Genomic DNA, 22,238 nt, shown 5'->3' with positions numbered 1-22,238 from the left:
AGACTCGATGACCCCGCGACTGCAGCCCCGTCAAATGGTGCTGTTCCGTGATGACCTGCGCACCATGGACAACCCCGCCTTGTTGGCTTCGTGCGATGCAGGTTCCACGGTGGCAGTCTTCATTCTGGACGAGCAGTCGCAGGGTATCAGACCCTTGGGAGCGGCAGCCCACTGGTGGTTGCATTATGCGCTGATCAGCCTCGAAGATTCTCTTGGCAAGCTTGGCATCCCGCTACTATTCCGACGCGGCATCACCGCAGATGTCGTGGCAGATCTCAGCCGGGACTACGCCCCACAGGCTATTCGTTGGAACCGGCGTTATGGTCACGCCGAACGCGCGGTGGATGCGCAGCTCAAAGTCCAGCTTCAGGCCGCGGGAATCGACGCCCACAGTTACGCCGGCTCACTGCTACATGAGCCCTGGGAACTACTGACCAAGAATCAAACCGGCTTCAAGGTCTTCACTCCTTTTTACAACGCACTGCGAAATACCGAGGTGCGCCCTCCCCTTCCAGCACCAAGTGCCCAAGCTCCCATCGATGGCACTTCCCTGCATAGTGAAAAGCTCGAAGATTGGGGCCTGCTGCCAACCACCCCGGATTGGGCAGCAGGTCTGCGCAACACCTGGACTCCGGGCGAACCTGCAGCTAGGCAACGCCTAGATGAAGTCCTTGAATCCATCACCGGCAACTATGTAAACCACCACGACCGCCCGGATCTGGACGGCACTTCGGCACTATCTCCCGCATTGCGCTGGGGACACCTCAGCGCCCACCAACTCTGGGATGAGCTCAGCCGTTTTGCTGTTGATTCTCCGGCAGCGGCTGAAGGAGCAACCGCACTTCGTCGCCAGGTAGCCTGGCGGGACTTCTGCTGGCACCTGTACTATCACCACCCGCAGTTACCCACCGAAAACCTGCGCAAAGAATTTGATGACTTTGCTTGGTCCTGGCCCAAAGATTCTCCTGAAGCTGCACATCTGGTGACAAATTGGCAGCGCGGCAGCACCGGTTTCTCCCTGGTTGATGCGGGGATGGCGCAGCTGTGGCACACCGGCTGGATGCACAATCGGGTGCGCATGGTCACCGCGAGTTTGTTGGTGAAGAACCTCGCAATCCATTGGAGGGTCGGCGAGCAATGGTTCTGGGACACCCTGGTTGATGCTGATCTGGCCAGCAATACTGCCAACTGGCAATGGGTGGCTGGTTGCGGTGCAGATGCCGCACCGTACTTCCGGATCTTTAATCCGGAGTTACAGGCCAAAAAATTTGATCCACAGGGTTCTTACGTGGCCAAATACGCACCACTGGCCGTTGCCCCGGTGGTGGACCTCAAACAATCGAGGGTAGAAGCCCTAGAATCTTACAACCACATGAAATCACTCCAGCCAAGATGAGTTCAAAGATTCTGCGAATCCGCCAATCCAAGAGGGCAACGGTTCCGAATAACCTATAGGTGCTCTCATGGCCTATTCGCAGACACGTGCATAACAACGTATGAGGTGGTCAAAGATGGACAAGGCAATCAGGTCCAAGCGTTTTGAGCTATTCGCGTTTGGGCTCGCAGGGTTCATCTCCGCGGCGGTCCTCTTCTCCGTCGCGCAATTGCTGTCGGTATTTTTTGCGACCTCCTCGGCACCCTTCGTCGCGTTGGGTTCAACGTTCATTGATTTCACACCGCCGTGGCTGAAAGATTTTGCCATTGCAACCTTCGGCACCAATGACAAGCTAGCGCTGTTTATCTCGCTGGGCGTTGTTTCCGCCTTACTTGCTGCATCGGTAGGACTGCTGGCGAGGCGAAGCCTCACTGCCGCGGTAACCGCTATTCTCATTTTGTCCGCAGTGATCGGTGCTTCAGTCATCACGCGTTCCGCCACGGGACCCATGGATTTAGTTCCACTGTTCTTTGGAACGGTATTCGGTCTGGGAACTCTCAAATGGTTGACGACACTGGCCGCCAAGGACGCTTCACCGATAGCCGAAGATGAGCCTGCAACTGGCTTCTCCCGGCGCAAATTCTTGGTGGCATCCTCGCTTTCTGTGCTCGGGGCAGCCATTGCCGCTGGTGTAGGAACCACGATAGCCGCGACAAGAAATGCCGCCGAAGCAGCGCGACTAGCCCTGGGTTTGCCCGCTCCTAAAATCAAGGCAGCAAAGATTCCAACAGGCGCTCAAGTGGACCTCAAGGGAATGCCACAGTTCGTCACGCCCAACGAAGATTTCTACCGTATTGATACCGCGCTTTCAGTACCTCGCATCGATCCGGCCGAGTGGTCACTGCGTGTGCATGGCATGGTCGACAATGAATTCACGATGAGTTTTGACGAGCTATTGCGCGAAGAACTCGTGGAAAGTTACCTGACGCTGACCTGCGTATCCAACCCGGTCGGCGGAGATCTGGTAGGCAACGCCAAATGGCTGGGATATCCCCTGCGAAAACTGCTGGAACGCGCGGTTCCCCAAGCAGGAGCGGACATGGTGCTATCCACCTCCATCGATGGATTCAGCGCCTCGACACCGCTAGAAATACTCACCGATGACCGCATGGCACTTTTAGCTGTCGGAATGAACGACGAACCGTTGCCGCTGGAACATGGATTCCCGGTACGCATGGTGGTGCCAGGACTCTACGGTTACGTCTCGGCAACTAAATGGGTAGTTGATCTTGAGGTCACCCGCTTCGGCGAAAAAGATGCCTACTGGACCACGCGTGGCTGGTCCGAGCGCGGACCTATAAAGATGTCTTCCCGAGTAGATGTGCCGCGCTCATTCTCCAAACTCCCTGTCGGGGAAGTTGTCTTTGGTGGCACCGCATGGGCCCAGACCATCGGTATCTCCAAGGTTGAGATCCAGATTGATGATGAGCCTTGGCAACGTGTCGAGCTAGCCAAAGAAGCCACGCTCGACACGTGGCGTCAGTGGCGTTATGTCTGGAAAGGCGGAACCCCGGGCAATCACTCGGTCACCGTGCGTGCCTACAATACCGATGGTGAGATGCAAACCAGCGACCGTGCCGACCCAGTACCTAACGGAGCCAGCGGCTGGCAACGCGTGCAGTTCTCCATCTCTGACTCGTAACTCTGCTGGCGAAGTCTCACCCTGAACGTCTCGAAGGAAAAAATTGACCGGCGCAATAGCGCCGGTCAATTTCATGGATTGGAAGCTCTAGAGCTCGACAATCTCGAATTCCATCAGGTCAGCGCCGGAAGCCACAGGCTTCTTGTCGCTTCCCGCATGGGCAGCTTCTGAGCGCTGATCGCGCCAGTTCTCAAAATCTTCGCGGGTGGCCCACTGGGTGAAAACAAAGTATCGATCTTCGCCGGCTACGGGACGCAAAAGCTTAAAGCCTTCAAAGCCTGGCGAGCTGTCCACCGAGTTTTTACGAGCAGCGAAACGCTTCTCTAGTTCGGGACCTGCCTCGGCCGGTACCTTTAACGCGTTGATGACAACAATCGACATGTTTCTCCCTTCACTGCCCGGTCATTTTCGGGCCACCGATGATTCCTCATCTCAGCCTACATCTCGTTTCCTAGGCAACGGCGTCTTGTTTCGCTTGTAGACGTACAAGCTTCGATTGCCGGGAAATATGGTTTGAGTTGTTCACCGCGATGTACCACGAGGCACCAACAATGAGCAGGATCAAAGACATCCCCAGACCGCTGGCTAGATCAGGGGCAAACATTATTGGGTTGATGATGGATACAACCACCACAACCACGCCGACCCACTGGGCAATCTTGGTGAACCCTGGCCGGGCACGGCCAATCAGAAAGGTCAGGAAACCTAGAATCAAGAATGGCAACGCGATGAAACGAACGACATGGATGAAGTCCACGTTCTGGAACATTCCACCGGTAAATTTCATGGACGCGCCAGCAGCTTCACTGACTAAGAGAACAAAAACGCTCATGACGACCGCGCCAAAGGTAGCGATAACCACTTGAACGTAATTGAAAGGCATCTTGTACTTCATTTCAGCACCCATGGCTGAACATCTCCTTGGCAACTCGAAAATGGAGAACCCTCCAATTTCAATGTACTCCGATTTGGGTGCCTTGAACCCAAGAGTTTTTCTGTGCTTGCACGGCACCCGTGGGATGCTAGAAGTATGGATTTAGAGATCACTCGCGCACTGAGCATTCCGGATTCGGAGCTCAACTGGCGGTTCTCTCGTTCATCTGGCCCCGGCGGACAACATGTCAACACCTCGGATAGTCGCGTTGAGTTGTCGTGGTCAGTTACCGGTTCACGCGCACTTAGCGATTATCAACGCGAGCGCTTAGTGACGAGGTTAGATTCAAAGCTCATTGCTGGCGTCATTACCGTCAGCGCCTCGGAGCAACGTTCCCAGCTACGCAACCGCGAGCTTGCCTTGCAAAAACTCGCCAAGATCATTGCCACCGCACTAGCACCAGACGGGCCGAGCCGGCGCGCCACGAAGCCTACTAAGGGATCGCAGCGGCGCCGACTGGCATCAAAGTCACGTCGCTCGGAAACTAAGGCACAGCGCAAGCGTCCTTCGGCTGACTAGTTCTACACTCACCCAGCAGCAGTCGGTGATGGGCAGTAAATCAGTGCAGACACTTTCATGAATACGCCACCGGGTTTGCTTGCCGAGCAATGTCCTAGCGCAACACCACGGTTCGTGAACCGTTGAGGAATACACGGTCTTCGCAGTGCCAGCGCACCGCGTCCGAGAGTGCCTTGCATTCGGTATCTCGGCCCGCTGCTACTAGGTTTTCTGGTCCGTAGCTGTGGTCTACTTCTTGGACCTGCTGAGCAATGATTGGCCCCTCATCCAGTTCGCTGTTGACGTAGTGCGCAGTCGCGCCCACGGTCTTCACGCCACGCTCAAATGCTTGGTGGTAGGGCTTAGCTCCCTTGAAGGAGGGGAGGAATGAATGGTGAATATTAATTGCCCTACCGGTGAGCTTCTTGGTCAGATCATCGGAGAGGACTTGCATATACCTAGCGAGTACCACCAGGTCGATATCAAAGCGGTCTACCAGTTCCATCAACTTGGTCTCTGCTTCGGGCTTTGTTTCAGCGGTGACCGGAATGTGGAAGAACGGTATCCCATTCCATTCAACCTGCTGTCGGTGGTCTGGGTGGTTTGAGACAACCGCAGCAATTTCCACTGGCAGTTCACCCATTCGGGCGCGGAACAATAGGTCATGCAGGCAGTGCCCGAATTTCGAGACCATGACAACTACGCGCTTCTTCTTACCTGCAGCACGCATCCCCCACTGGGCTTGGTATTCCTGCGCGAGCTCTTCGAGGCTCGCTTCAAGTCCGGCAATGTCTTGGGTGGTATCGGGCTCATTGCAGACTTCGAATTCAATTCTCATGAACAAGGTGCCTGAACGCTGGTCATCATGTTGCTTGAGTTCGCGAATGTCTCCCTGATGCTTCAAGAGCAACCCGGTAACAGCATGGACGATTCCCGAACGCTCGGCGCAGGTGAAAGTCAGGACGTAGATATTGTTTGGTTCGGTCATTGTGCCGCTCCTTAATAGTTCACCGAGCTGACGGAGACGTCCGCCATAAATCGTGTTTGGGTGAAGACGAGCCAAGATACTTCATTGCGCCTGCTAGGCAGGGCCCGTGGTTTTCATTGGCAGAGATAAAGACATGAGAGGAAAATCTGTCTTGAGTTTGGTGATGACCACCAGCAAACTCAAAATAAACCAACGTAAGCGTCGGATGCAAAACTACTGATATATCAATGTTTGATCACAAGCTTAGGCGTGCGTCTATCCATCGTCAATAGGTATTTTCGATCATTTTTCACTGGGCACTCGCAGCAGCGAGCATCGTCGGATCCAGGCTAGAAAGAAGACATGCTGGAGCACTATTCGAAGCGAGTAACTGATCATCAAGGTGACCAGATGCGCTTCTGCGAGATACTCTTTGCTTATAGGCAACTGATATTTCACAAGTGAATGAGAGCGACGTTCTGATGCCACCTACGCCCACACAAGCAACTACCAGTTCGATGGCCGATCGCGCCTACGACCTGCTAAGGGATCGACTTGTGCTGTTGGAAATCGCTCCGACGCATCCCATTCATGAACCTGCTTTGGCCGAGGAGCTCAACGTGGGGCGTACACCCATACGTGAAGCGCTGAAACGTCTCGAAACCGACCACTTGGTTGTCTCCTACCCACGTCGCGGGACATTTGCCACGTCCGTAGACTTTCACGAACTGAACCAAATTTCTGAGATTCGCCAGGTGCTCGAACCCATGGCCGCGCACAATGCAGCGGCAAATAAGGATCCCGAGATTCGCGCCGAACTAGCCGAATACCTGAAGAAGATTGATTCACTGGACGAGTCCATGGATCAACGCTCCTTACTGCTCCTAGACGTGCACATCCACCGGCTGATTTACCGCGCCAGCGCCAATAAGCATCTCGAAGAAACGCTAGTACGCCTCGATAATCTAGTCACCCGCATTTGGTGTTTAGTTATCGATCAAATGCCGCCCATAGCCGAACATATTATTGAGCATTCAGCTCTGCTAAGAGCCATCCTGGATGGCGACGGAACGAAAGCTGCACGGCTCGTCTCCGCTCACGTGGCCCACTTTGAGCAGGCCTTGCGAAAAGCACCCTAAGCACCCACGACGCCTCGCGATGCTCGGCAGTAACCAGTTGGTTGTCACCCTAGGTTTGTTGCCGAGCATCTGAGTTTTCTACTATCTACCGACCGGTTCCGGTTCCGATTGCGGATCCCGATCTTCATCAGTTTCGGCGCTATCGGCCGGAGACCGCATAGGTGCTTCCGCTAAACCAACGGCGGGATTCGCCTTGACAGTGACTATCGAATTTTCTCTAGTCATCAAGCTGAACTGTTCCCCGTCATGTCGTTCAAGGCCATCATCAACTGCCTGTTCAAGTACCTCCAGTGCTACCTTGCCGCGCAGCACCAGCGGATCACGACTCAGGTCTTTCCAGATAGCCACGCAGAGCAGCAACATCACCAGAACAAATGGCAGTGCGGCGACAATGGTGATGTTCTTTAGACCATTCAGTGCTGCCGCCGGATGATCTCCACCGGCTAACAGCATCACCGCAGCCACGGCACCCACAGAGACACCCCAGAAGATCACGGATTTCTTGCTCGGATCCTCGGCGCCTCGCTCGCTGAGCGCACCCATCACAATCGAGGCAGAATCCGCTCCGGTGACAAAGAAGATCGCAATGAGCACCACAGTCAGTACCATCAACACCGTGGCGAACCAGGCAGGGAAGGGTAGCTTGTCCAACAGGTCAAAGAGCACTGAATCAAAAACGATGTCTGGGGCGCCATCAACCATCTGTGCCATGGCTTGTCCCATGTCGCCGCTTCGTTCGGCACGTTCCTGCAACCCAATGGCTCCGCCACCAAAGATAGAGAACCAGATCAACGTGACGGTGGAAGGTACGAGCAAGACTCCTGTAACGAACTGACGAATGCTTCGACCCCGCGAAATACGAGCAATGAACAAGCCCACAAATGGCGTCCATGACACCCACCAGGCCCAGTAGAAAATAGTCCATGACGATAGCCAGGTCGCCATCGTCTCATCACCCGAGGCAGCGGTGCGCGAAGCCATTTGCGGCAGGTCGCTAATAAAGGATCCTACGGCGTTAGGGATGATATTCAAGATAAATAGCGTCGGGCCACCGATGAAGACCACCAATGCCAAGATCACCGCAAGCACCATATTAATGTTTGAAAGCCACTGAATACCGCGTTCAATTCCAGAGACTGCCGAGGCCACAAACATGGCCGTCAGAATCGCAATAATCAGCACCAACATACCCGAGCCGACCTTATCCAGCATGCCGGCGGACTGGATACCGCCACCTATCTGCAACGCGCCGAGACCAAGCGAACAAGCTGTACCAAAGAGAGTCGCCAAAATCGCCAAAATGTTAATCGTCTTACCGCCGGCACCGTGAACTACCCGTTCGCCAAAGACCGAACTGAACATCGAGGAGAACAATTGCGGACGTCCTAGACGGAAACTTCCATAGGCCATCCCTAAGCCAACAATCGCGTACATTGCCCAGGGGAAGAGTGTCCAGTGAAAGAGCGTGGTGCCCATTGCCGTGCCCACCGCGGCCGAGGTCTGCCCGTCAACCGTTCCCGGCGGCGGCGATATGTAGAAGAACAATGGTTCGCCCACACCATAAAAGACCAACCCGATGCCCATGCCGGTTGCAAACATCATGGAGATCCATGAGACCGTGCTGAACTGCGGCTTCTCCCCATCCTTACCTAACGGAATCCGACCAAAACCCTTGGCCGCCACAACAAGCACAAAAACCGTGAACACCGTCGCTGCAATGACGAAGACCCAGCCGGTGTTCGTGATCACCCAGTCCAGGGCCGTGCTTGCCGCACTGCCCAGACCGGCGGGGGAAGAAAATCCCCAGATAATAAAGGCCAACGTCAAGATTCCTGCTATTCCAAAGACCCAGTAGTCTGTGCCTGTGGCAAGATATCTCTTCGGCTTTCGTCTGCGCGCGGAATGAAGCTCGCTCACCAGATCTTGGACGGGTTGCTCGTTATTTTTCATGGCTTTCCTTTGTTGGCGGAACTTTTCAACCGACACTCACTGAGGATTTTTTTGCGTCAGTAGTTTCATCTCGATGGCGATTGAATCCACCCGCCGAGACGATGTTCCGTAGCCTGATGTTTTGATGTCCGCCAGTGCGGTCGACATGTGGTGAACCGGTGACCCATTTTTGGGCGCAACAAGTTCGGGCATGGACATCTTGGGATAATTCCGCCCCAGAAGATACGAGTCTCTTGGGGTTAGATAACGGGCACGAACAGATCTAAAAACCTGCTCGTGCCCGGCAAGCTGATGCGGGTTTAAGCGCGGATCATATTGTGTGGATCAAGGACAAATTTCTGTGCAGCGCCCTCGTCAAAGGCCGCGTAGCCCTGCGGTGCATCCTTCAAGGCGATAGCGGTCGCATTGACGTTTTTAGCGATGCTCACCCTGTCGGAGAGGATTGCCTGCATGAGCCCGCGGTGGTACTTCATTACCGGGCATTGGCCGGTAACGAAGGTATGCGATTTAGCGAATCCCAAGCCAAAACGCATGGACAGCGAACCCTGCTTGGCCGCTTCATCAGTGGCTCCTGGGTCGCCGGTGACGTAGAGTCCCGGAATGCCCAAGGCACCACCGGCACGGGTAATTTCCATCAATGAGTTCAACACCGTGGCAGGTTGCTCGGTCTTGGCGTTTTGGCCGTGTCCGCGAGCTTCAAAGCCCACGGCGTCAATGCCGCAATCCACTTCAGGAACGCCGAGGATTTGTGCAATCTGCTCGCCCGGGTCGCCCAGCGAAACATCTACCGTCTCGCAGCCAAAGCTTCTGGCTTGGGCTAGCCTGTCCGCGTTTAGATCACCGACGATCACCGTGGCAGCACCCAAAAGTTGGGCCGAGGTGGCAGCGGCTAGTCCAACTGGGCCGGCACCGGCAACGTACACCGTGGAGCCTACCGTCACTCCGGCACCGATGGCGCCGTGGTATCCGGTGGGAAAAATATCGGAGAGCATGGTCAGGTCCAAGATTTTTTCCATGGCCTGATCTCGGTCAGGGAATTTCAGCGCGTTCCAGTCAGCATATGGAACCAGCACGTACTCGGCCTGGCCGCCGACCCAGCCGCCCATGTCCACATAACCGTAGGCCGAACCCGGGCGGTCTGGATTGACGTTCAAGCAGATGCCGGTTTGTCCGACCTTACAGTTTCGACAACGTCCACAGGAGATATTGAAGGGTACCGAAACGACGTCGCCGACTTTAAGGAACTCCACGTCACGGCCGACTTCCACGACCTCGCCGGTGATTTCGTGGCCAAGCACTAGCCCCTCTGGAGCGGTGGTGCGTCCGCGCACCATATGTTGGTCGGATCCGCAGATGTTTGTGGCGATGGTTTTGAGGATGACACCGTGATGCACCTGGCGTCCAATGTTGGCCGGGTGAACTCCCGGACCGTCCTTCAGTTCGAAATCTGGGTACGGCGTGTCGATGAGTTCGACCTTGCCTGCACCGGCGTAGCTGACTGCCAAGTTGCCCATGGGTGACCTTTCACATGAAATATCAGTTGGATACTAATCGGACTTAGCCAAAGTCTGCTCATGAGTGTGATCTGTGTCAATAGCCAAGTGAAAAATAGTTCCTTGACTCCCGGGGGCTTGAGACTCGGCCTAACCGTCTAATTCCTCGGTCAATCGCTGGGAAATAATGGCTTTCGCGGTGCGCTGCAAAAAAGTTAAAGATTCTTCGATGAGCGGCGAACCTCGCCCACCCTTTCGGGTCACCGCAACGATGCGCCGCGAGGGTTTAGCGGCTCCGGAAATGCGCCGGCGCACCACAGTTTCCACATTTCCCAACGTGGCCAACCGCGGCAATAGCCCCACGCCAAGGCCGGCACCGATAAAGGCAATCATGGTTTCCCACTCGATGGCCTCGTGGGCGATATGCGGCGTGACTCCTAGCGAAGCGAACGCCGAGACAAATAACGAGCGATACACCGACTGCTCGTTTTCAGTAATCCATGGATCCTCAGCCAACTCTTCCAGCGAAACCGTTTTGTTCAGCGCGAGACGATGTCCCGCCGGCAACACCACGTCCAATGGGTCATCGAGCAGCACCGTCTGCTCAAATCTGGCACTCGCATCGATTGACCCCTGAGCCTGCGAAGCCACAATCACCGCCAGGTCGATTCGCTCGGCGAGCAAGAGATCCAGGCAACGCTGCGGATGGGCCTCCATCAGCTGCACCTGAACGTGCGGGCGGACGGTGTGTAGCTCTTCCGCCAAGGGCGCGAGCAACTGCGCAGCGGCCGTGGAAAAACCGCCCAAACCAAAGCTCGCCTGCAACTGTCCCTCGCTGGCCAAAGCCGAAGCCCGCAACTGTTCCAATTGCGTCACAATGTCGTCGAGTCCCGCCACAAAATGCCTGCCGGCAACCGTCAACTGGATACCGCGTCCATCCTTGATCAGCAGCTTGATCCCCAGAGAACGTTGTAGTTCACGCAGCTGCGCAGACACCGCGGAAGGCGAATACCCGGTCAGCTCCGCGGTACGTGCCACGGTGCCCGCCGAGGAGAAAACTCTCAGGGTAATCAGACGAGGATCAATCATGCACCTATTGTGCATGATTTCCTCCACTTTCTTGCGCTTTTCATGCGACTCTTCAGACTTTAGTCTCAACATATACGGTGATTCACTTCACAAATTGCTGCAGTGCATCCACCACCATGACAACACTTGGTTTCTGGTTTCTAGGAGTAAAAATGACAGCTTCGGTAAGCGCCCCGCAACCCACGCGAGGCAAGTTGGCTTCTTCGGTGACAGCCGAACAACTCACCGAAATTACCGAGCTCTTCCAAAACCGGCGCCTAGGGTATTCGCTCGACTCCCCGTTCTACACGGACCCGGCGGTATTTGCGCTGGACATGCAGGCGATCTTCGCAACCCACTGGCTCTTCGCCACGAGTGTCGCCGAGATCCCCGAACCCGGAGACTACGTCACCGTAGACTACGGCCCATATTCGTTGATCATCTTGCGCACCGACGACGGAGGAGTCAACGTCCTGCACAATGTTTGTCGCCACCGCGGCGCCCGAGTGCTGACCGAAGCTTCGGGAAGCACCGGAAACCTCGTCTGCGGATACCACTCCTGGACTTACTCCCCCGAAGGGGACCTGATCCACGCCTCCACTCCGGGAGAAACAAAGTTCGACAAGAACTGCTTTGCACTCAAGCGAGCCCACGGACAGATTCGCGCGGGACTCATTTTTGTCTGCCTGGCCCAAGAACCACCTACGGACTTTGATCAGGTCGCACAAATCTTTGAACCATATCTGGCGCCGCACGACATTTCCCGCACCAAGGTGGCCTACCAACAGAACATCATCGAAGAGGCCAACTGGAAACTGGTGATGGAGAATAATCGCGAGTGCTACCACTGCGACGGCCACCCAGAACTTGCCTGCTCATTGTTCCCCACCTGGGGGCTGAGCGACGAGATTGTTCCGACGCATCTTGAAGAAGTGTGGGAACGCAATAAGCAGGCTCAGGCAAGTCTCGAAGAACGTTGCCGTCGTTACGGCATCCCTTTCGAAGTCGTCGAAGAATTAGATACCCGCATTGCTGGAATTCGTATCTCTCGTGAATCCTTGGACGGCGACGGTGAATCTTTCTCCCCCGACGGCCACCGACTATCCAAAAAACTACTTGGGGACCTACGCGACTTCCGCCTTGGACGTTGCTCCATGCACCTGCAGCCCAATAGTTGGTTCCACTTCCAAAGCGATCACATCATTACCTTCGCCGTCTTCCCTATTAACGAACACCAGACCCTGGTGCGCACCACCTGGCTGGTAGCCGATGATGCGTTAGAAGGCGAAGATTATGATCTGGATACCCTGACGCACACCTGGAAGCAGACAAACCTGCAGGACAAGGCGTTCGTGGAACTATGCCAAAAGGGAGCGGCCAGCCCAGTGTACGAACCTGGCCCTTACATGTTGAGCGAATACCAGGTTGAGGCATTCCTTAACTGGTACACCCAGCGCGTTTTGGAGCACCTGGCATGACCGAACCGACCACCCGTATCGGCATCCCGGAAGCCCAGCGCATCCGCGGATTAGAAATGCCTTGGAACCGGGTACTGAGCGGACAAGACGGACCGGCCAGTGCCGCCCGTGCGCTGGGCCCCTGGCACCCGCAAGAGTTCATGGCCGAATGCGTGCAGACCATCGCCGAGGCCGGCGGATTGATGACCTTCGTCTTCCGCCGGCTAGACGGGGCACCATTGGCCTTCCGCGCCGGGCAATATTTGAATATTGCCTTCCCGGTGCACGGTGAAGACCAAGACTCGGTGGACCGTAGCTATTCAATATCTAGCGCGCCCACCGTGCCGTGGACCTTTAACATCAGCATTAAAAGGGATGCCAACGGTCTGGTCTCCAACTGGGCGCATGAAAATCTGCGCCCAGGAATGGTTTTGGACATGCTCGGCCCGGTCGGCGCATTCCACCTAGGAGACTCCGACCGGCGAGCGCGCTACCTGTTCTTATCTGCCGGCGCCGGGATCACCCCGATCATGTCCATGGTGCGCACCATTCATTCGCTGCCCGGGCTGGCGGATGTGGTGGTGCTTTGCCATGGCACGGTGCCCGGGGATTTCGCGTTCTGGCCCGAGCTGGAATACATCACCCAGGTTGATTCGCGGATCAAGGTTTCCTATTCCCTAGGCAATCGTGAAAAGCCCGCAAGTTGGGACGGTTTTAGTGGACGGCTCACCGCACAGATGATTGAAGCGGTGGCACCGGACGCTAATGGGCGCAAGGTGTTCGCCTGCGGTCCCGAAGGCTATTTGAATCTGGCCACCAAGCTCTTGCGCGAGGTGGGAGTGGATGACACCTCGGTGTTCATGGAATTCTTCACCGGTGACCGTAAGACACTGTTGGAATACCAGCAGGAAGTTACCTTAGCCGAAGGTATTGCCGAGGAAGTCGCCGAGTCGGTGGATCAGTTCTACGAAAGCCAACCGATTGAGTTGGTCATGTATGAACCGGAGTATGACGCGGAAGGAACCATCGAAGCCACGGGACAGAAATTAGAAGTCGTCGACTCCAATATTTCTTTGCCGCCGGCTAAACCCTTGGTGGAACCGGCCGGGCCGGTTGATCCTTCGAATTTCCCCACCGTTGGCAGCGGGACGCTGACGATGACCTTTGTGCGCAGCGCCTTGAACGTGAAGATCAATGGCGACGAGCACATCCTGGGAGTCGCGCAACGTGCCGGAGTTCGTATCGGCGCGAACTGCCAAGAAGGTATGTGCGGTTCATGCAAGGTGGTCAAACTCGATGGTGAAGTTCAAATGAACCATCAGGGCGGAATCCGTGCCAGAGAAATCTCGGCCGGCAAGTTCCTCCCGTGTTGTTCCACCGCGAGCACCGATCTGGTGATCGACGCCTGAGCCTGCCGGAGCTCTTCCGAAATACTCGCAGCATCTCAATTCTCCACACCACACAAGTTTTAGGAGTCCACCGTGTCTGTTTCATCCCCACGGGTAGTCATTATCGGAGCCGGAATCGTCGGCGCCAACCTGGCAGACGAGCTCGTCCAGCTGGGCCACACCAATACCTTGGTGATTGAACAGGGGCCCTTGAACCTGCCCGGCGGTTCCACCTCGCACGCCCCCGGACTCGTTTTCTCCTCAAATCCTTCCAAGTCAATGACCGCGTTCGCGCAGTACACCATCGAGAAGCTCACCTCGTTGGTGGGTGCCGACGGTCGCGGCTCATTCCTTCCGGTCGGTGGGTTGGAAATCGCCACCACCGAGGCCCGTTTGCAGGATCTGCACCGCCGTGCCGGGTGGAACCGCTCCTACGGTGTACAGGCCGAAGTCATCGAGGCCGCCGACTGTCTGAAGAAATTCCCTATGCTCAACCCGGAGAAGGTACTTGGTGGTCTTTTCACCAAAAATGATGGGCTCGCCCTGGCTAGCAAGGGTACCTCGCTGGTCATCGAGCGGGCGCAGGCTGCCGGAGTTGAATTCCGCGATGGCACGGTGGTAACCGATATTGAGCAGTCCGGTGGCAAGGTCACCGCGGTGATCTGTGGTGAGGATCGTTTCGAAGCTGACATTGTGGTCTCCTGCGCAGGATTCTGGGGACCAAATATTGGCAAGATGGTCGGCACTCCGATCCCACTGTTGCCGTTGGGTCACCAGTTCGCGTGGACTACCCCGGCTCCGAGCCTGGCCGGAATCAATGAACAACCCGCCGGAGCTACCCGGCCAATTTTGCGTTACCAGGATGGGGACCTTTACTACCGTGAGTGGGGAGACCGTATCGGTATCGGCTCCTACGCCCACCGTCCAATGCCGGTAGACCTTGACACCCTAGCCCGCTACGCCCCGGAAGAGATTACCGACGAGCGGATGCCTTCCAGCTTGGCGTTTACCCCCGAAGACTTTGCTGCCGAGTGGGAAGCCACCCAAGAGTTGCTGCCAGACCTGCGCAACACTCAGATCCAGCGTGGTTTTAACGGAATCTTCTCTTTCACCCCGGATGGTGGTTCGCTAGTCGGCGAATCCCGCGAGGTGGACGGGTTCTTTGTTGCCGAGGCAGTGTGGGTCACCCACGCGCCGGGTATTGCCAGGGCGGTGGCACAGTTGATCACTAGCGGTCAGTCCGAAACGGATCTGAGCGATTGCGATCTGAATCGTTTTGAAGACGTGCAAACCACCAAGGAATACGTCAGCGAAACATCACAGCAGAACTTCGTGGAAATCTACGATATTCGCCATCCCCTTGAGCCACGGTTGAAGCCACGCAATGTGCGCACCAGTCCGTTCTTCGCCCGGCAGCAAGAACTTGGCGCCTTCTTCTTAGAGGGCACCGGTTGGGAACGCCCACATTGGTACGAGTCCAACGCCGCACTGCTTGATCAGTTGCCGCAAGAATGGCAGGGTCCCGCGCGTGATGAGTGGTCAAATATGTTCCACTCCCCTATCGCTGCGGTTGAAGCATGGAAGACACGTACGGCGGTGGCCATGTTTGATATGACTCCGCTGAAACGCGTGGAAATCACCGGTCCCGGTGCCGGGCAAATGTTGCAGGGGCTCACCACCGCAAATATGCTCCGTGCCCCCGGCATGGTCAGCTACACCCTGCTGTTGAATTCCGCAGGCAGTATCACCAGTGACATTACCGTTGCACGCATCTCCGAGGAGCTTTACCAGGCAGGTATTAACTCAAATGTTGATGTCGCCTACCTGTCCCGCGAAGCCCGTAAATTCAGTGCCGCAAATCCAGGGTCATGGGTGAGCGTCAAAGACACCACCTCCGGTACCGCCTGCATTGGGCTGTGGGGACCGTTTGCCCGAGACGTGCTGGGCAAACTCACCGATGATGATGTGAGCAATGATGGGTTGAAGTACTTCCGTACTAAGGAAATTTCTATCGCCGGCATCCCGGTGACCGCGATGCGACTGTCCTACGTGGGTGAATATGGGTGGGAACTCTACGCCTCGGCAGATGTGAGCCAGCGCCTGTGGGATGTCATCTTCGAAGCCGGGCAAGAATACGGGCTGATCGCCGCCGGACGCGCGGCGTTTAACTCACTGCGTCTGGAGAAGGGTTTCCGTTCCTTCGGCACGGATGTGACCACCGAGCACGAGCCGGAACAGGCGGGACTGGGTTTCGCGGTGAAGGCAGCCAAGACCGCAGATTTTGTGGGTAGGGCGGCGTTGGCTTCACGCGCTGCGGCAGCCACGACTCGATTGCGGTGCCTGACTATCGATGATGGAACATCCATCGTCTTAGGTAAGGAACCGGTGTACGTCAATGGCGTTCCAGCCGGATATGTGACCAGCGCGGCCTATGGGTACACGGTACGCAAACCCATTGCTTACGCTTGGTTGCCTAGCTCGGTAGAAACCGGGGACAGCGTGCAGATTGAGTACTTCGGCAGATTGCTGGCTGCGAGCGTGGTTGATGATCCACTATACGATCCGCAGATGGACCGGCTGCGTGGAGTCACCTTAGCGGTCACCCCGAGCTAATTACGCGAACTTAGCCGGTAGAAGAAGTGCAGCTGGTGCCCCGGAAGCTTAGTATTCCGGGGCACCAGCTTTTTCAGCCACCCCCAGCGCGGCTATGCGCGAAAGAATACATATTTAGTGGGTTCCTACGTTGTGCTCAACCCACGAGCGTAGTTGCTTCAGTGGTTGCGCGGCACCCAGTCCGAGCCCAGTCAGTTCGTACTCCACTCGCGCCGGCACCTCAGGGTAAATGGTGCGGATCAGAAGACCGTGGTCTTCCAGCCTTTTAAGCGTCTATGAAAGGACTTTTGTACTGATTCCTTCTAACCGGCGTTTGAGTTCCCCGGTACGTTGCGGTCCCTCTTCTAATGCACCGATAGCCAAGGCGCTCCACTTGTTCGCGAGTAAATCGAGCATGTCGCGACAAGGACACATGGCCGCGTACACATCATTACGCTGGTAATCCTCACTGAGTTCAGTCATAGACTGATGCTATCAAATAGATACTAAGTGCCCTTGCGGGTAACTAGTGCCGGCAAGAGAGGATGGACTACATGAAAACTACGACAGCTATTGGCTACACACAGAACCTGCCAGCTACCGACCCCAAGTCATTGATTACTCAAGAAATTGAACTACCCGAGCTGGGTCCACATGACCTACTCGTCGCGGTCGAGGCAGTCTCGGTGAACCCAGTGGACATGAAAGTGCGCTTAAGCAGCCCCGCCGACGGCTTCAAGGTGCTCGGTTTTGATGCCGCAGGTATCGTTCAAGAAGTCGGCTCGGCCGTGACGCTATTCGCCCCGGGCGACGAGGTGTACTACGCCGGCAGTATCGACCGGCAAGGCACCAATCAGCGCTTGCACCTTGTTGACGAGCGGATCACCGGACGCAAGCCTGCGACCCTGAGCTTCGCCGAGGCTGCCGCGCTCCCGCTAACCACAATCACCGCCTGGGAGACCCTGTTTGACCGACTGCAGCTGACCGAAAAATCAGTCGGAACACTCTTGGTAGTCGGCGCAACCGGCGGCGTTGGATCAATCATGCTCGCGCTGGCCGAGATCCTCTTGCCTCAGGTCACCGTGATCGCCACGGCTTCAGATGATCAGCGAGCCACTTGGGCTCGGGATCTCGGAGCGGAGCACACCGTGCACCACCGCGAGGATCTGGCCGCCCAGGTGCTCGCACTCGCGCCCAACGGTGTGGACTGGCTGTTCACCGCACACTCGGAGGGGCAGTTGGAAACCTACGCGCAGATTGTCCGCCCCTTCGGTCAGGTAGTGGCGATTGATGATGGTTCGCGTGATGTCTCGCCGCTGAAGAGCAAGTCCATTAGTTGGCACTGGGAGCTGATGTTCACTCGTGCGCTGTATCAAACTGCCGACATGATCGAGCAGCACCGACTGCTCAATCAAGTGGCTGATCTAGTGGACCAGGGCCAACTACGCACCACGGTCACCAGCACACTCACTCCCATCTCAGCCAAGAACCTGCGCAAGGCACACGAGCTAATCGAGAGCGGACGAACCGTGGGCAAGTTAGTTCTTACCGGCTGGGAGTAGAGCGCTCGGCTCAGGCGTTGCCCCGGCGAAGTTTGATACTCAAGCGAATCGCGGAGACTAGGAAGAACAGCGCCCCTAGTCCCGCATAGCCGGCGGCTCCGGCCAGCGTTCCGCTGCCCTGCAGTCCTTGCCAAAGGAACCCGCCACCAGCGAATACCGAGATTCCGCCCGATAGCATCTGGGCGACTTGGCCACCTGCGTGGCGGTTGCGGATTGCGGTAATTAGCTGCGCAATGCCGGCCACGATTGCCCATAGTCCCCACACTGCTAGTGCGGCCGAAACGGAAATCGACGAGGTGATACCCAGCGCAATGGCGACGGCCACGCTGACCACTACGCCCACCCATTCGCTGCTCTTCGAGCGGTTCTGGTCAGGGTCGGCACGCAATTGCCACAGCACCGCCCCGGCGTCAAAGGCTGGGTACAGCACCAGCAATACGGTCAGCAGGACATTGGGTTCCACGGCCCGGGCCGCCGTGGCGAACATGATGCCAACCCAGATCAGGGCGAAGGTGAAGCGCAAAAAATAGAGGTTGCGCAGCTTGTGACCGTATTGGGCCGTGTTGGTGACAGTGTATGGCGGTGCGGACATGAGAGTCTCCTTAAAGATACGAAACAAGTAGAGTTACTAGTTCGTCTACATGTTCAAGGTAGACTACTTCGTACACCTATGCAACCGCATTGACGACTTGGAGGCCCCATGCAGAGTAAAACAACGGTTCCAGCCACTGGTAAACGCTCGGCTGGCGCGACTCGTGAGCGCATCCTCGAAGCGACTAATCATTTGTTCTACGCACAGGGCATCCGGGCTACCAGTGCCGACCGAATTATTGAAGAAGTGGGCATCACCAAGGTGACCTTCTACCGCCACTTTCGCAGCAAGAGTGACCTCGTGGTGGCTTACCTGGCCCAGCAGGCGCAACAGGAAAGCTCCTGGTTTTCGAGTTTGCACCAAGCCAGCGACCCAGTAGGTTCACTAGATGCGATTGCCGCGGGAATTGGCACCGCTAGCTGCAGCCCAGGCTTTCGTGGCTGCGCATTTATCAACGCCGCCGCCGAGTTCTCCGACCCACAGGACCCGGTTCGAGAAGTAGTACACACCCACCGCCAATGGATGCTGGATAAATTTGCCGAGATCGCCTCGGACGCTGGGACTGATGACTCCCAAGGCGTTGCCCGCCAGCTCATGATGTTGCGTGACGGCGCCATGGTGAATGGATACCTTGGAGATCCAAAATCGCTGGAAGCATCCCTGAAGTCTGCCTTTGATGCGGTACTTACGGCAGCTATTGCCTAACGGACCCTTTCCGAGGTCCCATCTGAAGATTTTCTGATTTAGCAGAACACACAGCACCGCCGCACCATCGACCTTCCTTGCGATGATACGGCGGCGAACAACCTACGCAGCGACGGCCAGCGATTCCACCAAGGATCTTGGCCCGTGCGTGGTGTCAGTTATGGGTCCACCAGGTACTTGCAGTTTCCGCGTTCCTTCTGCGCGTCTGCGGGCTGGATTGCCCAACAAACACGTCAAGTTGGCGGCCTGACAACTACCGGCCTGCGCTCATCTGCCACTCCTCTCGACGACTACGTTCAAGGAAATTGGTAGCCGCTTGAACCGTGTGCAAAAGCAGCAGGGCAGTAGTCACCGTGCCCACTCCCCCAGGCACCGGGCTCAATGCCGCGACCAACGGCTGCACCGAGTCACTCTGCACATCCCCGGTGAGCTCACCGGATTCGGTCACGTGAGTTCCTACGTCTATCACCACCGAGTGCGCCGTCACCTCGTTGGATGCGAGTAGATGTGGCTGTCCAGCGGCTACCACGCACACCGCGGCCCGCCGGGTATGTTCAGCTAAGTTAACGGTGCGCGAATGACAGATCGTGACCGTCGCGTCACGCTGCAACAGGAGCTGCGCTAGTGGTTTGCCAACCACCGCGGAGCGACCTATCACCGCCACATGTTTTCCGGACAACGCGATCCGATAGTGCTCAAGGATTTCTATCACCGACCGCGCGGTGGCCGGAGCGAAGGCATCTTGTCCAACACTGAGGCGGCCAAGACTAACTGGGTTTGCTCCGTCAATATCTTTGGCGGGGTCTATCAGCTTAACCAGCGATGAGACGTCAACTCCCTGTGGAAGCGGGGTTTGCAAGATGATGCCATGTATTAGCTCGTCGGCATTCAGTGTCTTGATTGTTTCGGCGATAAACTCCTCGGTAGCTTCTCCGAGATCAAACACTTCACAGGCCACCGAGAGCTTTGCCGCAGCCCGAGCGATCGAACCGACATACCACTTGGTGGCTTCGTTATCCGTAGCTACGATGACAGCAACTTTGGGCGTGATGTGCTCAGCGGCTAGTTGCGTGACGAGGCCACCGATTCGCTGGCGAACTTTTTCGGCTACGGGTTCACCGAGCAATAGGCGCGCGCTCATACGGTGACCGCCGCACGAACCTGATCGCTGAGCTGTTCTGCTTCGGCGATGGCTGTCATTGCTTGCTTGACGGTGTCGCTTAGCCGGTCGCGATGCTTCTGCTCGTGGAGTGCAGCGATATTCATTTCTAGGGTTATTACCGCGGTACGCGTTGCTGCGCGGGCCGCTTCCGCAGCGGCTGCCACGTCGCTAAGCACCGACGGATTACCAATAGCTAATAAACGTTGAGCGAGCGTCACGACGACGGTCGAGATTTCCACGGTACTCACCAATGGCTCACTGGCTATCACGGTTGCTTCTTGAATTGCCGCCGAACGTTGCACCGTTTGATCTTTAGGCATTCGATAAGCACTGCTCAGCTGTCCGAAGCAACGTTCGTCCTCCTGCGCGGCATACAGTGCAGAGCGCATCAGAATGCGAGCACGCTTAGCGATTTGCTCGGCTTCCGCCTCAACGTCGCGAAAACGTGGGCCGGCAGTAAATTCGGCCACCATGGATACCAGGGCCGCACCCTGAGCAACCTGCATGGCCGCGGCCGCACCACCTCCCGGAGTTGGCGCCTTGGACGCCAGTCGCTCGAGGTAGCTGGTGACTGTTTCGCTGGAAATCAATGAGGTCCCCTTCGGGCCGGATGAGGCGCAGATGCTGATTTGGTTTGCAGTGCTGTCAGGGCAATGCAGGCGCAGATACTCAGTAGCGAGATCTAACGCGCCGGCATATGCACCTTAGATTTTGTTAATATCCGACTGGTATATCAGAATACTTTGAAGCCTAAAACAGATACCGATCACAGGTCAAGGGTTTTTAACTTCGACTACCCCTCCGGCTGGCCGGGAAACTGGCACACCACATGGTGACAGCACCAGACACAGGTGCTTGAATGGAGAAAAACGCAAGGAGCCAGCATGACGCAAGCATTTTCGAAAGGTGATCACGTCTCGTGGAATTCCGAGGCAGGCAGGGTATCCGGCAAGATCACCAAGGTGCACACTTCCGACTTTGACTACAAAGGTCATACCCATCGGGCGTCAAAAGATGACCCACAGTATGAAATCAAAAGCGACAAGACTGACCACGTGGCCGCGCATAAGGGCGGCGCGCTGAAGTTGCTGAAAGATCAATGAGCGACCTGAACACAGCACGCATCTGGACCATTGGGCACTCGAACCGGACACTGGAAGAGTTCACAGACCTGCTGAAAGAAAATTCAATCACACAGGTTCTGGACGTTAGGAAACTGGCAGGCTCGGATAAGTTTCCACATTTTAATTCCGATGCCTTGGCTGAATCTCTGGACGCAATCGGCATCAAGCTGTGGAAATTGGAACCACTGGATGGCCGGCGCACGGTAGGCAAGGAAATTCCTTTTGAGACCAACGCATGGTGGGAAAATCGAAGTTTTCATAACTACGCAGATCACGCGTTATCCCAAGAATTCACCGAGGCCTTAGCCGAGTTACGCGACGCAGCATCCGCGCAGCACACCGCGGTGATGTGTTCCGAAGCAGTGTGGTGGCGCTGTCACCGCAGAATCATCTCAGATCATCTGATCGCTCATCAGCTCCAGGTGCTGCACATTATGGGTCCAGGCAAAACTGTTGACGCGCAACTCAGCGCGGGTGCCGTCATCGACGAGTCCGCCATGGTCCGCTACCCGGCGCAGACCTAGCTTGGG

General features: G+C 56.3%; 20 protein-coding genes and 1 pseudogene. 11 read left to right on the top strand and 10 right to left on the bottom strand.

What is annotated here, in order from left to right; all coding sequences use genetic code 11:
• Positions 1 to 7: 7 nt before the first annotated feature.
• The gene (locus tag CQ011_RS09210) at positions 8 to 1,396 is read left to right on the top strand and encodes a cryptochrome/photolyase family protein (protein WP_105677139.1); all 1,389 of its coding nucleotides are present in this window, start codon (positions 8 to 10) and stop codon (positions 1,394 to 1,396) included.
• Between the two features lie 115 nt (positions 1,397 to 1,511).
• Positions 1,512 to 3,077 (top strand): molybdopterin-dependent oxidoreductase, encoded by a 1,566-nt coding sequence (locus CQ011_RS09205; RefSeq protein ID WP_105677136.1) that lies wholly within the window; start codon positions 1,512 to 1,514, stop codon positions 3,075 to 3,077.
• Positions 3,078 to 3,164: 87 nt separating this feature from the next.
• On the opposite strand, the gene CQ011_RS09200 is transcribed toward CQ011_RS09205, so the two are convergent.
• The gene (locus tag CQ011_RS09200; protein ID WP_105677132.1) at positions 3,165 to 3,458 is read right to left on the bottom strand and encodes an antibiotic biosynthesis monooxygenase family protein; all 294 of its coding nucleotides are present in this window, start codon (positions 3,456 to 3,458) and stop codon (positions 3,165 to 3,167) included.
• A 70-nt stretch (positions 3,459 to 3,528) separates the two neighbouring features.
• Entirely contained in the window at positions 3,529 to 3,984 is a 456-nt protein-coding gene (locus CQ011_RS09195; RefSeq protein ID WP_105677127.1) for a DUF6069 family protein, read from the bottom strand.
• A 123-nt stretch (positions 3,985 to 4,107) separates the two neighbouring features.
• On the opposite strand from CQ011_RS09195, the gene arfB reads away from it, so the two are divergent.
• Positions 4,108 to 4,530, top strand: a complete 423-nt coding sequence (gene arfB, locus CQ011_RS09190) for an alternative ribosome rescue aminoacyl-tRNA hydrolase ArfB (RefSeq protein WP_105677121.1) — start codon at positions 4,108 to 4,110, stop codon at positions 4,528 to 4,530.
• 94 nt (positions 4,531 to 4,624) lie between these two features.
• On the opposite strand, the gene purU is transcribed toward arfB, so the two are convergent.
• A complete protein-coding gene (purU, locus tag CQ011_RS09185) occupies positions 4,625 to 5,497 on the bottom strand; it encodes a formyltetrahydrofolate deformylase (RefSeq protein WP_105677118.1) in 873 nt (290 codons plus the stop codon).
• A 461-nt stretch (positions 5,498 to 5,958) separates the two neighbouring features.
• Between purU and CQ011_RS09180 the strand changes: the two genes are divergently transcribed.
• Entirely contained in the window at positions 5,959 to 6,615 is a 657-nt protein-coding gene (locus CQ011_RS09180; protein ID WP_105677116.1) for a GntR family transcriptional regulator, read from the top strand.
• A gap of 81 nt (positions 6,616 to 6,696) precedes the next feature.
• Here the strand turns inward: CQ011_RS09180 and CQ011_RS09175 are convergent, their stop codons facing one another.
• The 3 genes from CQ011_RS09175 to CQ011_RS09165 form a co-directional block, all read right to left on the bottom strand.
• On the bottom strand, positions 6,697 to 8,565 hold the full coding sequence (locus CQ011_RS09175) for a BCCT family transporter (protein WP_105677113.1): 1,869 nt from the start codon (positions 8,563 to 8,565) through the stop codon (positions 6,697 to 6,699).
• A 299-nt stretch (positions 8,566 to 8,864) separates the two neighbouring features.
• Complete coding sequence (gene fdhA, locus CQ011_RS09170) at positions 8,865 to 10,079, bottom strand: formaldehyde dehydrogenase, glutathione-independent (RefSeq protein ID WP_105677111.1); 1,215 nt, start codon at positions 10,077 to 10,079, stop codon at positions 8,865 to 8,867.
• Between the two features lie 129 nt (positions 10,080 to 10,208).
• Positions 10,209 to 11,147, bottom strand: a complete 939-nt coding sequence (locus CQ011_RS09165; protein WP_105677108.1) for a LysR family transcriptional regulator — start codon at positions 11,145 to 11,147, stop codon at positions 10,209 to 10,211.
• 152 nt (positions 11,148 to 11,299) lie between these two features.
• On the opposite strand from CQ011_RS09165, the gene CQ011_RS09160 reads away from it, so the two are divergent.
• The 3 genes from CQ011_RS09160 to CQ011_RS09150 all read left to right on the top strand — a co-directional run bounded on the left by CQ011_RS09160 (position 11,300) and on the right by CQ011_RS09150 (position 16,584).
• The gene (locus CQ011_RS09160; protein ID WP_105677106.1) at positions 11,300 to 12,604 is read left to right on the top strand and encodes an aromatic ring-hydroxylating oxygenase subunit alpha; all 1,305 of its coding nucleotides are present in this window, start codon (positions 11,300 to 11,302) and stop codon (positions 12,602 to 12,604) included.
• Positions 12,601 to 13,992, top strand: coding sequence for a flavin reductase family protein (locus tag CQ011_RS09155; protein ID WP_105677104.1), 1,392 nt, complete (start codon positions 12,601 to 12,603; stop codon positions 13,990 to 13,992). The genes CQ011_RS09160 and CQ011_RS09155 overlap by 4 nt, the downstream gene beginning before the upstream one ends.
• A gap of 72 nt (positions 13,993 to 14,064) precedes the next feature.
• Complete coding sequence (locus tag CQ011_RS09150; RefSeq protein WP_105677099.1) at positions 14,065 to 16,584, top strand: GcvT family protein; 2,520 nt, start codon at positions 14,065 to 14,067, stop codon at positions 16,582 to 16,584.
• A 114-nt stretch (positions 16,585 to 16,698) separates the two neighbouring features.
• Here CQ011_RS09150 and CQ011_RS09145 read toward each other — a convergent pair.
• A pseudogene (locus CQ011_RS09145) lies at positions 16,699 to 16,980 on the bottom strand (winged helix-turn-helix transcriptional regulator).
• A 137-nt stretch (positions 16,981 to 17,117) separates the two neighbouring features.
• On the opposite strand from CQ011_RS09145, the gene CQ011_RS09140 reads away from it, so the two are divergent.
• The gene (locus CQ011_RS09140) at positions 17,118 to 18,125 is read left to right on the top strand and encodes a zinc-binding alcohol dehydrogenase family protein (protein ID WP_105677096.1); all 1,008 of its coding nucleotides are present in this window, start codon (positions 17,118 to 17,120) and stop codon (positions 18,123 to 18,125) included.
• A 10-nt stretch (positions 18,126 to 18,135) separates the two neighbouring features.
• Here the strand turns inward: CQ011_RS09140 and CQ011_RS09135 are convergent, their stop codons facing one another.
• Positions 18,136 to 18,717, bottom strand: coding sequence for a hypothetical protein (locus tag CQ011_RS09135; protein ID WP_105677093.1), 582 nt, complete (start codon positions 18,715 to 18,717; stop codon positions 18,136 to 18,138).
• A 108-nt stretch (positions 18,718 to 18,825) separates the two neighbouring features.
• Between CQ011_RS09135 and CQ011_RS09130 the strand changes: the two genes are divergently transcribed.
• Positions 18,826 to 19,422, top strand: coding sequence for a TetR/AcrR family transcriptional regulator (locus CQ011_RS09130; RefSeq protein ID WP_105677090.1), 597 nt, complete (start codon positions 18,826 to 18,828; stop codon positions 19,420 to 19,422).
• 253 nt (positions 19,423 to 19,675) lie between these two features.
• Here CQ011_RS09130 and CQ011_RS09125 read toward each other — a convergent pair whose 3' ends face one another.
• Both CQ011_RS09125 and CQ011_RS09120 read right to left on the bottom strand, forming a co-directional pair.
• Positions 19,676 to 20,563, bottom strand: a complete 888-nt coding sequence (locus tag CQ011_RS09125; protein ID WP_105677088.1) for a bifunctional 5,10-methylenetetrahydrofolate dehydrogenase/5,10-methenyltetrahydrofolate cyclohydrolase — start codon at positions 20,561 to 20,563, stop codon at positions 19,676 to 19,678.
• Positions 20,560 to 21,174 carry a cyclodeaminase/cyclohydrolase family protein gene (locus CQ011_RS09120; RefSeq protein WP_181148056.1) on the bottom strand — a complete coding sequence of 205 codons (615 nt, stop codon included), beginning with the start codon at positions 21,172 to 21,174 and terminating at the stop codon, positions 20,560 to 20,562. Before CQ011_RS09120 ends, CQ011_RS09125 begins: the two co-directional genes overlap by 4 nt.
• 294 nt (positions 21,175 to 21,468) lie before the next feature.
• Between CQ011_RS09120 and CQ011_RS09115 the strand changes: the two genes are divergently transcribed.
• Together CQ011_RS09115 and CQ011_RS09110 are read left to right on the top strand one after the other, a co-directional pair.
• Positions 21,469 to 21,687 carry a hypervirulence associated TUDOR domain-containing protein gene (locus tag CQ011_RS09115; protein ID WP_105677084.1) on the top strand — a complete coding sequence of 73 codons (219 nt, stop codon included), beginning with the start codon at positions 21,469 to 21,471 and terminating at the stop codon, positions 21,685 to 21,687.
• Positions 21,684 to 22,232, top strand: coding sequence for a DUF488 domain-containing protein (locus CQ011_RS09110; protein ID WP_105677081.1), 549 nt, complete (start codon positions 21,684 to 21,686; stop codon positions 22,230 to 22,232). Before CQ011_RS09115 ends, CQ011_RS09110 begins: the two co-directional genes overlap by 4 nt.
• Positions 22,233 to 22,238: the final 6 nt, after the last annotated feature.

This window comes from Arthrobacter sp. MYb213 (assembly GCF_002979915.1).
Classification (GTDB): Bacteria; Actinomycetota; Actinomycetes; order Actinomycetales; family Micrococcaceae; genus Glutamicibacter.
This window is presented reverse-complemented; position numbering and strand designations above follow the sequence as displayed.

Coding starts and splice junctions, on each gene's coding strand:
- CQ011_RS09210 (WP_105677139.1), top strand. CDS start 8: ATGACCCCGCGACTGCAGCCCCGTCAAATGGTGCTGTTCCGTGATGAC.
- CQ011_RS09205 (WP_105677136.1), top strand. CDS start 1,512: ATGGACAAGGCAATCAGGTCCAAGCGTTTTGAGCTATTCGCGTTTGGG.
- CQ011_RS09200 (WP_105677132.1), bottom strand. CDS start 3,458: ATGTCGATTGTTGTCATCAACGCGTTAAAGGTACCGGCCGAGGCAGGT.
- CQ011_RS09195 (WP_105677127.1), bottom strand. CDS start 3,984: ATGGGTGCTGAAATGAAGTACAAGATGCCTTTCAATTACGTTCAAGTG.
- arfB (WP_105677121.1), top strand. CDS start 4,108: ATGGATTTAGAGATCACTCGCGCACTGAGCATTCCGGATTCGGAGCTC.
- purU (WP_105677118.1), bottom strand. CDS start 5,497: ATGACCGAACCAAACAATATCTACGTCCTGACTTTCACCTGCGCCGAG.
- CQ011_RS09180 (WP_105677116.1), top strand. CDS start 5,959: ATGCCACCTACGCCCACACAAGCAACTACCAGTTCGATGGCCGATCGC.
- CQ011_RS09175 (WP_105677113.1), bottom strand. CDS start 8,565: ATGAAAAATAACGAGCAACCCGTCCAAGATCTGGTGAGCGAGCTTCAT.
- fdhA (WP_105677111.1), bottom strand. CDS start 10,079: ATGGGCAACTTGGCAGTCAGCTACGCCGGTGCAGGCAAGGTCGAACTC.
- CQ011_RS09165 (WP_105677108.1), bottom strand. CDS start 11,147: ATGATTGATCCTCGTCTGATTACCCTGAGAGTTTTCTCCTCGGCGGGC.
- CQ011_RS09160 (WP_105677106.1), top strand. CDS start 11,300: ATGACAGCTTCGGTAAGCGCCCCGCAACCCACGCGAGGCAAGTTGGCT.
- CQ011_RS09155 (WP_105677104.1), top strand. CDS start 12,601: ATGACCGAACCGACCACCCGTATCGGCATCCCGGAAGCCCAGCGCATC.
- CQ011_RS09140 (WP_105677096.1), top strand. CDS start 17,118: ATGAAAACTACGACAGCTATTGGCTACACACAGAACCTGCCAGCTACC.
- CQ011_RS09135 (WP_105677093.1), bottom strand. CDS start 18,717: ATGTCCGCACCGCCATACACTGTCACCAACACGGCCCAATACGGTCAC.
- CQ011_RS09130 (WP_105677090.1), top strand. CDS start 18,826: ATGCAGAGTAAAACAACGGTTCCAGCCACTGGTAAACGCTCGGCTGGC.
- CQ011_RS09125 (WP_105677088.1), bottom strand. CDS start 20,563: ATGAGCGCGCGCCTATTGCTCGGTGAACCCGTAGCCGAAAAAGTTCGC.
- CQ011_RS09115 (WP_105677084.1), top strand. CDS start 21,469: ATGACGCAAGCATTTTCGAAAGGTGATCACGTCTCGTGGAATTCCGAG.
- CQ011_RS09110 (WP_105677081.1), top strand. CDS start 21,684: ATGAGCGACCTGAACACAGCACGCATCTGGACCATTGGGCACTCGAAC.